The following is an 11,346-nucleotide window of genomic DNA, read 5'->3' on the forward strand; positions in this document are numbered from 1 at the left end:
CACTTACCGGAGACCTCACCTATTTCGGCATCCAACACGCCCAGCACGGCCAACTCCAGCCCAACCCGCCGGAGACAACTTCGATACAGGCCCTAACCGAGTTACGCATTACTCGTCTAGGTCGTCGTCGAACCCGACCAGCACCTCCAGCTCCGCCAGCGCCTCGTCACCGACATCCACCGGCCGGAGTGTGTGCGGGAGGGAGCGGGCGGCGTCGGCGATGACGAACGCGTCCCGGGCGTCGGTTTTGGCGCGGCCGGGGTAGAGGTCGGCGATGCGGCGCATCGCCAGCCCGGGCAGTAGGCGACTTGGTGGCCGGCGGCGCGGGCGACCGCGACCGGCAACGCCCCGATCGTGGCGGGCTGGTCGACCACGACCAGCAGCGGCCCATGCTCGGCGAGCTTGTCGAACAGGGCTTTCAGCCTGGGTTCGGTGTTGGGCAGCGGCCCGTCATGCCGCCGGTTGCCGTCGGGGTCGAGACCGACCGCGTGGTGGACGTCCTTGCCGACGTCCAGGCCGAGGAACACGCTGAAGCTGCTGCTCATCCACCATGCCGTTTCGCTCGTCGGATGTGGTCACCGATCAGGCATCGAGCGCCGGCACCCACGTTACGAGGAGACCTACCAAGCCGGTGGCCGTGTCCCTATCAGCGGTCGGTCGATGCCACCAGGCCCGGTGACACCACCCCCCGGATCATGGGTTCGACTGGGGGCGCAAATCATGCCGGGCCTGGCGACCACAGCTCCTTGATCAGGAACTACGAAAACGGTAACGGGGGCGACTGGCCGGTCTCGGGCCTCGGGGCGGTCGTCACCGTCTCGCCGAACGGCGTTGACCGCAGAGATTTGTCGAGACTCGCCGCGGACTGCTGCAGCGGCGACAACGCCAACTTGACCCTGAGGTTGTTCACCAGGACATTAAGACGGTTCGGGACTGATTCGAACTCACACGGCTCGACCTGGGCAAACGCGTCTGTCGAGTCGCTGCTTCGACGGGGAATATGACGCCGGCCTGAGAAGTCTCCGTGCCCCGGTGAGATTCGAACTCACACTGGACGGGTTTTGAACGGATGTTGCGAACCGCCTCTGAGCAGGGCAGGAGTGGCGAACTGAGTCCGAGCGGGGGCGGATCGGGGGGTGAGCCGGCCGTCCGAGAGGGGCCTCGAACGTGACGCGGCGCTGCGGCTGCTCCGGCAGACTAAACCGGGGGCCAACCTCGCCCAGTACCGTCGCCGCTGAGACCGCATGAGCGGTGCTTCGATACAGTGACCTCATGGCTTCCAGGTATTTTGGGGCGTGAAAGGCCTGGTCGGAGACCTTGTCTGTCTAGCTGTGGCGAGGAATCGTAAGCTTTCTTAGCCGTCGTAACCCCTCGGGTTGGCCCTGGGATGTTGCGTTCAGGATCAAGTGCGCGACTGACATGTCGTGTAGGCGGCTCTCGTGTACACGACACCGAACGGAAGGATCGTTGTGCTTGAGCAGCCGACAGGCCCGTCAACTGTTACGCCGACTGCCTCGCTGACCCCGACACCTTCTGCGCCGGGCTCGCCATCGGTTGCGGCTTCAACCTTGACTGCCACTAGCCCTGTCGGCACTCCATCGAGTGTCAACGATCCCGCAAGGTCGAGCGCAGATGCCGCGTGGGCCAGCTTTTGGGTCGCCCTGTTTGCCTTGATTGCGACGATCGTCGCCGCCTTGGTGGCGTGGCGTGGGTACAGGAAGCAGTCTCGACAATTGGCAATACTGGAGGATGAAAAGCAAAAAGAGGTGCCTTCAAAGTTTGCTCTATGGATTCACTGGGCCGATGGCGGTTACGAAGTGCGTTACCATAACGGCTCTCATCTGCCCGTAAGCAACGTGTGGTATCGCTTTACTGTCGATGGAGAGGAAACAAAAGATAACCCGTTGGGTAATTTGGGCCCGACGACCTCACCGATTGCACTGAGTTCTGCAATTGATGCACTGACTCAGATGGTAGGCGAAGTTATTTGGAAGATGGACGAAACTGCCGCCTCTGAATCTCCTCAAAGAATCGGAATCGACCCAGAAACGCTTGAATATATTCGTCACGAGCTTTTTACGGGTGCAACGGTGTCTGCGCTATGGTTTACTGATTCTTCTGGGAAGAAATGGCTGCGTGGCGCGTCGGGTGAATTGACGGCCGAGCCGAATGTAGATGAGGCGCCGCCGGGATACGGTGCTACGCCTCTCAATGTAGAGGAAGCGCGTCGTGGTCGGGCCAATCAAGTGAGGGAATTTCAGCAAAAAAAAGAAGAGTGCAAGCAGAAAGGGCAGTCGACGCGCCTGCGGACACTGGCAGGGTGGCTGCGTCGCGGCTTCGGTCTTGCTGATCGCCTTTCGCGGTGGGGGAGAAACGGGTAGATAGGTGGGCTCACCTGCTTGCGGAAGCTGGCTCGGAGTCAGCGGGGGAGCGGGGTATCCCTGTGAGATCAGGCACGGCTTCGTCTCGCTGCTCGCGGTCGTGTTGCATGACTCGAACTTCAGCTGAATGCGTAAATTGCAAGCTGAATCTGACTTGATGGCACGGCAATTGTCCTCTTGATATCGTCATCATAGATAAATGTGGTACCATTTCCAATGCCGATAAGAAGTCCGGATCTAATCGGTTTATAGTCCGGTATTACGTTATTTTCTGCTGTGTACAGTAGTGTCGCGGCTTCCTCGGGTTTTGTCCATCGATATAGTACGACGCGAGGGATCAAGTCGGCGCGCACCGGATTGCCTGATTCATAGTCCGAATTTACGGAAACCCTGCCAGCTTGATCGCCTAAAATGTGGGCACCATAAAGAATCAGCGCAAGGGTTGCGACTCCGATTAAGAGTGACAATATTAGCTTGAAGTGGTGTATCTTCCGATCGATTTCCGTGAAGCGCCAGGAGGCTTTGGCGAGCTTCTTGCGTCGTAGGGGCTCTTTAACTCTCCATTCAATTAATTCCGTGGAGCTGCTTGAGTAAGGTAATGATATCGTCGAGTTTTGAATATTATTACGCGATGAGACAAGTGCAAATGATAATATGCCGAAGATAATGATGGTTGCCGCAATGGATCCTGTGTAGTAGAGTCGACCAAAAGCGTTCAGGGGCGTAATAGCTAATTGCTCTGGCGAAAGCCCAAAGTGTGAATAGTACGCGGTAGCGGCGAGATAAGAGGCCGATTGACCTACAATGCCAGCCAGCGTGATGGCGCCCACGATGCTGGCGACTGTGACCTTCGGAAGTTTCATCTATTTTTCGTCCTGGTTTCATTATTCTGTGTTCTGTGAGGCGCGGCGACCCGTATTCACCTTTCAAGGATCTGGCTACGGAAGCGCCATGCGCGTTCGAGAATGCATGCGCCTGGAGAAGCCATTGGCTCATGTGTCAAGAGGCGAGTGACGCTATCCTCGGTGAACGGGACCCCGTCTGAGACGGATGACGATTCGGCGGCGGTTACCAGGACGCCTTCAGCGTTGACGTCGACAGCGCCTCCGAATAGATCGTCGAACACGTCGTCGTCCATTACGACTGCCGTCAAGACCGTAGCTGTGAGTGTGAGTGTGTCCAACCCGATGCCGAGGCAATACGCCGTAACGCGATCTTTCTCGCGCGCGGCTTGCAGGTCGCGGTACAGCGACCAGTTCTCGTAGTCGAGCGGCTCACCCTGGCTGCCGTCTCGCTCCGGTTCGCCGAGGATCTCCTCGGAGTACTCCCGAACCATGCTGCGCCACAGGTCGAAGTCGTTCTCCTTGTCCCACGCCGCCACAGATGACGGCTGGAATTCGCCGGCCGGGATGAGGCCGTAGATGCCGGCGGCCGTCGCGACCTTGGCCGGGTCGCGCCAGTGCAGGAGGAACGTCGCCTTGCCGGTGTCGCGCTGACGGCGGAGCGTCAGCGTCTCGATCGCGGGCATGACCGGCCGCCGCTCCAGGTCGAACGGGTCGCCAATCAGGCCGCGCAGCGGCAGTTCCGACCAGTCCGCGCGCGGCATCTTCCGGTTCGGAGCCTGCGCGACGGCCAGCTCGTGTGCGATGGCCTCGGACAAGTCGAGCTTGTCGAAGTACGTCGCCAGGCCGAATTTCATCCGCTCGTTCGACGGCGTCAGGTCGACGTCCAGCAGCCGGTAGCTCGTGCGGTTTTCGAACAGCGACGGCGGGTCCAGGTACTTGATCGCCGACGTGTACCGCTCGAAACGCCGGCCGGGCGCACGGAGCGGCAACGCCTTGTCCGCCTCCGGTTCGGTGCCGGTCACCGTGATCGGCACCCGGTGGTCCGACCACTCAAGCTTGATGTCCTCCAAGCGCACCGGTGCCGGCGGCATCCACTCCCGCCGGGCGATCAGCGGAGCCTTGCCGATGCGCGCCTCCGGCCGGTAGAGCGACGCGGCCGCCTCGGCGAGCTCCCGCCGGCGGCCATTGAGTTCGCGCCGCATCCGTCGCCATTCCTCCTGGCTCACTGCGACCGGGTCAACCTCGTTGACCAGCGCAGATGTCGACGGGGGAGCGACGGGCTGAAGCAGCTCCTTGGACAGCCCGAGGCGCGACGGAGAGATGCTGAGCTGGTTGGCGACCCGCAGCAGCGTGTCCAGGTCTCGGACCTGCCGTTGACCGGTCTCGATCTTCGAGATGTACGACTGGTCCATGTTGAGGATCTGGGCCAGATCGGCCTGGTTGAGCCCGTTGGCCTTCCGGTACTCCTTCAGGACCTCGGCAAGCAGTCCGGTGTTCAGTTCGACCTCGGTTGTCGACCTCGGCGAGAGCCACGGCTGGTCTGCTTCCACTGGGGGCAAGTCCCTTCGTTTCGATCTTTTTCGGCTGCGATCGGGCGGACTAGACGGTGTTTGAACTGCGGTTATGCCTGGTTGTCATGCGGGAGCGGTGTTAGGACTGTCCGGCCTTGGACGGTGGTGGTGCTCACGGGCGAAGCTAGCTCCATGATCACGAACCACGGACCGAACGGCCGGACATCACGACCGCTTCTCAAGCTCCTCTACCCGCCGGCGGAGGTCGGCAACCTCGGCTCGGAGAGCGGCGACGTCGTCGGCGGGCGCGCTCTCATCCGGGAGGCTTCGGACGAACGTGCCTCGCCCGGCGGCGGACTCGAGCACGCCGGCGTGCTGCAGCTCGCGGATGGCGTTGTGGACGGTCAGCTCGGCGACGTTGTACGTCGCGGCCAACGCCTTGAGTGACGGGATCTTCTCCCCGAGCGCGAACTCGCCGGCTCGGATGCGTCGGACCAGGTCATCCCTGATCTGTGCGCCTAACGGCTGCGCTCCCTGCTGATCGATAGGCATCTCGCCAGGGTACGCAGAAAACCAACATCACCCTAATGCGCCACACGTGCGACCTTGACTTACCTAAGTGCTATAAGGTGCACTAAGGCGCAGTAAGGCACTCGATCGAAAGGTTCCCCATGAAGTCCGCGCACATCACCAACCGCGTTGTCCGTGCCGCTGTTGACGGCGTCTCCGCTGCTCACCAGCACTACCCGGACGGCCTGGACGAGTCCGCCATCGACGCGCTGATCGCCGAGATCGACCAGGAGTTGACCGCCGCGACCGCCGTGGCCGAGGCCCGCACCCGGTACGCGTTCACCGACTCGCAGCACGCCCACCGCACTCGCCGGCGCACCAGCCGCGCGGCGCTGCGGGTCCTGCCGTTCCGGCTCGACACGGCGGAGAGCGGGGAGGCCGCATGACGGTCCGACTCGTCATCTCCACATTCAGCCCCGACACGGCGGCTCATCCCGCCAAGAACGTGCACGCCGCGTCGGGTCTCGCCAACAACCACCACGCAGGTAGCTACTCGGAGAGGTCTCCCATGGTAAGCACCCTGACTCCCCGCGCGATCGAGCGTTTGGCGATCCGCCGGTACGACACCGCCGGCCGGTCGTGGGCCAAGGCCCCGGCCGTCGAACGCCGCGCCTGGCTCGCCGAAGCCGAGCCGATCATCCGCGCCGAACACGGCATGGCGCTGGACGCGGTGTGGCACGGCGGGGACTGGCAGGCACCCGGCCAATCCGACCTCTTCGACGTCCCGGAGGTGGCCTGACATGTCCACGCAGGTGCTGATGGTCCTCGGCGGTCTCGCGCTGGTCGGCGTCTTCGCCGTGTGGCGCTCCGGCCGCAAATCCGCGGTAAGGGCGCAGAAGGGCGTCCGCGAGATCACCCGCATGACCGGCAACACGATCCGCCTGGTCCTGGCCACGGCGATCATCGCGTTCGTCCAGTGGCTGGTGATCGTGAAGATCCAGGACACCACCGCCACCTGGATCGCGCTGGTCGTCCCGGCGCTGCTGGCCGCCGCGACGATCGTGCGGCTGATGGCCATCACCGAAATCGTCCACACCACCCGGGGAGGCCGTCGATGACCACCACCGCACTCACCCCGACCGACGCCCGGCACCAGCCGCCGTCCGAGGCGGACAAGCTCGCGCAGGACGCGGCCACCGCCGCGCAGGTCCGGCGGCTGGCCAACCACCCCGACGTTGTGGCGCTGCGGGTGGAGAAGGTCCGCACGCAGATCGACGCGGTGATCTGGCTCGGGATCTTCCTCGGCTTGGCGTTCACGATGGTCAACGTCCAGTCCTTCGCCGCCGCCGGCGCGGCCACCTGGTCGCTCGGCTGGCTCGCCGGGTGGCTGCTGGACCCGATGGTCTCGCTGGTGCTCGTGGCGGTCCTGCGGGCGGAGCAGGTGACCGCCCGGTACCAGGTCGACACCGGCCGGTGGGCGCACCGGACGAAGTGGTTCGCGTTCCTGGCTACCTACGTTATGAACACCTGGAAGTCCTGGACACACTTCGACGTGGCCGGGGTGGTGCTGCACTCGGTTCCGCCGGTGCTGGTGTTCCTCGCGGCGGAGACCGCGCCGGTGCTGCGGGACAAGCTCACCGAAGCCGTCATGGCCGCCGCCGGCACGGCGTTCACGGGCCAGCCCACCGCCGACGCTCCGGCCGCCGAGCCTGCTCCGGCGGAGGACAGCACGAGGGAGACGCCCGCACCGGCCACCCGGCCGCGTCGCCGTCCGGCCCGCAAGCCCGCCGCGAAGCCCGCTCGGAAGTTGCGCGGGGACTACCTGGCCGACGCCCGCGCCGCGTGGGCACCGGGCATCGAGATCACCCCGGCCTGGGTCCGCAGCGTGTGCCCGGAGATCTCGCGCGGCACCAGCAAGAACGTCGCCGACGACCTGATCGCCGAAACCACCGCCCCGGCCGCCCTGCCGGTGCCCGCCGACCAGCCCGTGACCGTCGACCAGGAGGAGGCCGCCTGATGTCCACCACCGCCGACCACACCCCCGAGTCCGTGAACGGACCCGACCCCGAAGGGCCTCTCTCCGTGAACAGCACGCCCGACCCGTCCACGAACACCCCGGCCGCCACGCCCGTGAACGCCACCAGCGGCGACGTCGTGAACACCGCCACCGACACCGCCGTCACCCGCGCCGGGAACGTCGTCCCGATCCGCCCCGACACCGTCCGCACCCCGGAGGAGATCCCGGAGCAGGACCGACCCGCCGACGACAGCACGGCGGTCCGGCTGGTCGACCCGCCGGCGACGAAGGCGACGTGGTGGGAGTCCGCCGGCCACGCCACCGCCCGGCCGCTGGTCGCGCGCTGGCTGACTTCCGCTGAAGAGTTCAAGTCTCGGGCTCGGTTCCTGGTTCGCTACGCCGCCCACACCACGGCGTTCCACGCGCTGCGGGTGCCGGTGTACGTGCCGACCGCGTTCCTGCGCTCGTTCGGCGCGACCGGCCGCCTGGTCGCCCGGCTGCGGGCGTGGGTGTACGACGCGGAGTCCCACCCGGTCCGCATGAACGCCCGTGACCGCTCCGACGCCGAGCTGTACATGAAGCTGCGCGAGATCCGCAACGAGACCGTGCGCCGCCGCATGGGACCGGTGATGTTCGCCGTGTGCGTGCTGCTGGCCATCGTCTACCTGTGCATCACTTTCGTCACGCCGTTCTGGAACTGGACCGGCCTGGTCGTCGCGATGACGCTCGTGGGCTGGTGGGGCGCACCGGCGGATAAGCCGGTCGCCGGCCGTGCCGTGGACTCGGTCAAGACGCCCAAGCTGACGTCGTCGATGATCGAGGACGCGCTCTGCTCGCTCGGTATCGGTGGGCTGAACCAGGCCTACGCCAAGGGCAAGCGCATCGAGTTCCCGAACCCGATCGCCCGCGACGGCGACGGCTGGCGCGCCGACGTCGACCTGCCCTTGGGTGTCACGGCGGGCGACATCATCGCCAAGCGCGACGAGCTGTCCTCGGCGCTGCGTCGCCAGATCGGGTGCGTGTGGCCGGAAGGGGACGCGAAGGTCCACGAAGGACGGTTGGTGCTGTGGGTCGGGGACGTCGACATGTCCAAGGCCAAGCAGAAGCCGTGGCCGCTGGCCAAGCCGGGCGCGACGGTCGACCTGTTCACCGCGCAGCCGTTCGGCACCGACCAGCGCGGCCGGTGGGTGCCCATCACGCTGATGTTCGCGTCGATGGTGATCGGCGCGGTCCCGCGCATGGGCAAGACGGTCACGCTGCGGGAACTGCTGCTGATCGCCGCCCTGGACCCGCGTGCGGTGCTCTACGCCTACGACCTCAAGGGCACCGGTGACCTTTCGCCGCTGGGGCAGTGCGCGCACGGCTACGGCGTGGGCGATGACCCCGAGGACATCGAACGCATGGTGGTGGAGATGCGGGAGCTGCGGGAGGAGATGCGCCGTCGCACCAAGGTGATCCGCAACCTGCCGGAGTCGGTGTGCCCGGACAACAAGGTCACCCCGGAGTTGGCCGCGCGTAAGGACTTGCGGCTCGCGCCGATCGTGGTTGGGGTGGACGAGTGTCAGGTGTGGTTCGAGCACCCCGAGCACGGCGAGGAGCTGGAGGAGATCTGCACCGACCTGGTCAAGCGCGGCCCCGCCTTGGGGATCACGCTGATCCTGGCCACGCAGCGCCCGGACGCGAAGTCGCTGCCCACCGGGATCTCCGCGAACGCCATCCTGCGGTTCTGCCTCAAGGTGATGGGGCAGCAGGCCAACGACATGGTTCTCGGCACGTCGCAGTACAAGTCCGGTGTCCGGGCCACGATGTTCGCCCGCTCCGACCGGGGCATCGGCTACCTCGCCGGCGAGGGCGACGACGCGCAGATCGTGCGCAGCGTCTACAAGGACGCCACCGACGCCAAGAAGATCGCCGCCGGCGCCCGGGCACGGCGGGAAGCGCTGGGCAACATCACCGGCTACGCCGCCGGTGAGGCGGTCGACGTGGAGGCCGCGCGGCTGGACCCGCTGGCCGACACCATCGCGGTGTTCGCTCGCGGCGAGGACAAGCTGTGGTCCGACGCCATCGTGACCCGGCTCGCCGAGCTGCGGCCCGGCCAGTACCGGGGCTGGACCGCGCAGAACCTCGCCACCGCGCTCAAGCCCTACGGAGTCAAGCCCAAGCAGGTGTGGAGCACCGACCCCGACACCGGCAAGGGAGCCAACCGCAACGGCTACACCCGCGACGCCCTCACCACCGCCAAGAACAACCGAGCGTAACCAGTCTCAGAGGCTAGAGGCGGTGCGCGTCCTAGACCGGACCGCCCCTAGACCTAGACCCCTCCTCTAGACACCCGCAGCAGTCGTGACCAGCGCACTAGCGCCCTAGACCCACCTCGCTCCGACCTGCGGAAACACCCGGAAAACCAGGCTAGCGCCCGCGCCACCCGGCCCTAGCCCTGGCCGAACACACCCACACACTGTCACCCCGTGTGACCGACGTGAGGACCCGCCTTGACCACGCACACCACCGCCGCCGGCCCGGCCACCCGGGTCACCATCCCCTTCGCCGAGTACCGCGCCCTCACCCTCGACGCCGCCGCCTGGCGACACCTCAACACCAGCCCGCACGTCGCCGAACTCCTCGCCGAATGGATCGAGTGGGACCGCCGCCACACGATGCGGGAGACCTCCCACGCCGTGTCGGCCGCCGCCGACTGGCGCGCCCTCGCCGCCGCGCCGACCTACGCCGAACTCGAACGCCGCCGCGCCGAAGTCACCCGGCCCGCCCTGACACCGCCCCAGATCCGCGCACAGGCCGCCGCGTCCTGGGCGCGGGTCAACGCCTGGATCGCCACCCGAGAGGCCGCCTGATGACCACCAGCACACCAAACGACAAGGGAGCAACGATGGGCACCTACGACATCGAACCGTCCACCCTGGACGGAGCTGCCTTGCTGGACTCGCTGCGGGCCGCGCTCACCCGGTACGTGGCCCTGCCCAACCCGGAGACCGCCGACGCTATTTCCCTCTGGATCGCCGCCACCCACGCGCAACCGGCGTGGGCGCACGCGCCCCGGCTGGTGATCCGCGCCCCGGAGAAGCGCTGCGGGAAATCCCGGCTACTCGACATCGTCGAGGCCACCTGCCACAACCCGTTCATCACGGTCAACAGCAGCCCGGCCGCCGTCTACCGGTCGGTCTCCGAGGACCCGCCCACCTTGCTCGTCGACGAGGCGGACACCATCTTCGGGCCGAAGGCCGACGGGAACGAGGACCTGCGCGGGCTGCTCAACGCCGGGCACCAGCGCAACCGGCCGGTCAAGCGCTACGACGCCACCAACCAGCGCGTCGAGTCCATCCCCACGTTCGCCATGGCCGCCCTCGCCGGCATCGGGGCCATGCCGGACACCATCGAGGACCGCGCCGTCATCGCCCGGATGCGCCGCCGCGCGCCCGGCGAAACCGTGGCCCCGTACCGGCACCGCCGCGACCGGCCCGCCCTGCGGGCGCTCGCCGACGACCTGCACGCGTGGCTGCGCGCCGACCTGTCCACATTCGAGACCGCCGAACCGGAGATGCCCGTGGAAGACCGCGCCGCCGACACCTGGGAACCCCTGGTCGCCGTCGCCGACCACGCCGGAGGCACCTGGGGCGACCGCTCCCGTACCGCCGTGCTCGCCCTCACCGCCGCCGCCGACGAGGACAACGACAGCAACGACCGGCAACGCCTGCTCACCGACTGCCGCACCGCGTTCGGCGACGAACTCGCCTTGCCCACCGCCGAGTTGCTGCACCGCCTGCGCGCCCTGGATGAGTCGCCGTGGCGCGAGTACGGCGCGACCGGGCTCACCGCGATGAAGCTCGGCAGTCTGCTCAAGGAGTACGGCATCCGCTCGGACACCATGCGGTTCCCCGGGGCAGGGCAGGCCAAGGGCTACCGCCGCGCCGACTTCACCGACTCATGGGAGCGCTATTGCTCCGAACCGCCGGCCAAACGCGACGGCGAAGAGGCCGCCGGGGGAGCCATCCCGCTCCGCCGAGCGCGGTCTGCCTGACACCGCCGGGCGGGGGAGCCGTACCAGCCGTACCAGCCTCATTTTC

The 11,346-nt window shown here is 66.4% G+C and carries 11 protein-coding genes and 1 pseudogene; 8 read left to right on the plus strand and 4 right to left on the minus strand.

Annotated features, from left to right (window positions below; genetic code table 11):
- Positions 1-117: 117 nt before the first annotated feature.
- Positions 118-545: pseudogene (locus tag ACWEVP_RS48580) on the minus strand (IS110 family transposase); the annotation flags it as partial.
- Positions 546-1,733: 1,188 nt separating this feature from the next.
- Between ACWEVP_RS48580 and ACWEVP_RS48585 the strand changes: the two are divergent.
- Positions 1,734-2,381, plus strand: coding sequence for a hypothetical protein (locus ACWEVP_RS48585; RefSeq protein ID WP_452069406.1), 648 nt, complete (start codon positions 1,734-1,736; stop codon positions 2,379-2,381).
- Positions 2,382-2,500: 119 nt separating this feature from the next.
- Here the strand turns inward: ACWEVP_RS48585 and ACWEVP_RS48590 are convergent, their stop codons facing one another.
- From ACWEVP_RS48590 to ACWEVP_RS48600, 3 genes are all read right to left on the minus strand, one after another.
- Positions 2,501-3,244 (minus strand): hypothetical protein, encoded by a 744-nt coding sequence (locus ACWEVP_RS48590; RefSeq protein ID WP_452069407.1) that lies wholly within the window; start codon positions 3,242-3,244, stop codon positions 2,501-2,503.
- A 56-nt stretch (positions 3,245-3,300) separates the two neighbouring features.
- The gene (locus tag ACWEVP_RS48595; RefSeq protein WP_452069408.1) at positions 3,301-4,776 is read right to left on the minus strand and encodes a helix-turn-helix domain-containing protein; all 1,476 of its coding nucleotides are present in this window, start codon (positions 4,774-4,776) and stop codon (positions 3,301-3,303) included.
- Positions 4,777-4,962: 186 nt separating this feature from the next.
- Positions 4,963-5,289 carry a GntR family transcriptional regulator gene (locus ACWEVP_RS48600; RefSeq protein WP_452069409.1) on the minus strand — a complete coding sequence of 109 codons (327 nt, stop codon included), beginning with the start codon at positions 5,287-5,289 and terminating at the stop codon, positions 4,963-4,965.
- Between the two features lie 119 nt (positions 5,290-5,408).
- Between ACWEVP_RS48600 and ACWEVP_RS48605 the strand changes: the two genes are divergently transcribed.
- The 7 genes from ACWEVP_RS48605 (at position 5,409) to ACWEVP_RS48635 (ending at position 11,300) form a co-directional block, all read left to right on the plus strand.
- Complete coding sequence (locus tag ACWEVP_RS48605; protein ID WP_452069410.1) at positions 5,409-5,693, plus strand: hypothetical protein; 285 nt, start codon at positions 5,409-5,411, stop codon at positions 5,691-5,693.
- Entirely contained in the window at positions 5,690-6,046 is a 357-nt protein-coding gene (locus ACWEVP_RS48610) for a hypothetical protein (protein ID WP_452069411.1), read from the plus strand. Before ACWEVP_RS48605 ends, ACWEVP_RS48610 begins: the two co-directional genes overlap by 4 nt.
- Position 6,047: 1 nt before the next feature.
- The gene (locus tag ACWEVP_RS48615; protein WP_452069412.1) at positions 6,048-6,365 is read left to right on the plus strand and encodes a hypothetical protein; all 318 of its coding nucleotides are present in this window, start codon (positions 6,048-6,050) and stop codon (positions 6,363-6,365) included.
- Positions 6,362-7,264 (plus strand): hypothetical protein, encoded by a 903-nt coding sequence (locus ACWEVP_RS48620; RefSeq protein WP_452069413.1) that lies wholly within the window; start codon positions 6,362-6,364, stop codon positions 7,262-7,264. Before ACWEVP_RS48615 ends, ACWEVP_RS48620 begins: the two co-directional genes overlap by 4 nt.
- Positions 7,264-9,522 carry an FtsK/SpoIIIE domain-containing protein gene (locus tag ACWEVP_RS48625; protein ID WP_452069414.1) on the plus strand — a complete coding sequence of 753 codons (2,259 nt, stop codon included), beginning with the start codon at positions 7,264-7,266 and terminating at the stop codon, positions 9,520-9,522. Before ACWEVP_RS48620 ends, ACWEVP_RS48625 begins: the two co-directional genes overlap by 1 nt.
- Before the next feature lie 234 nt (positions 9,523-9,756).
- Complete coding sequence (locus tag ACWEVP_RS48630) at positions 9,757-10,116, plus strand: hypothetical protein (RefSeq protein WP_452069415.1); 360 nt, start codon at positions 9,757-9,759, stop codon at positions 10,114-10,116.
- A 35-nt stretch (positions 10,117-10,151) separates the two neighbouring features.
- Entirely contained in the window at positions 10,152-11,300 is a 1,149-nt protein-coding gene (locus ACWEVP_RS48635; RefSeq protein WP_452069416.1) for a DUF3631 domain-containing protein, read from the plus strand.
- Positions 11,301-11,346: the final 46 nt, after the last annotated feature.

The organism is Amycolatopsis sp. NPDC003865 (assembly GCF_053605345.1).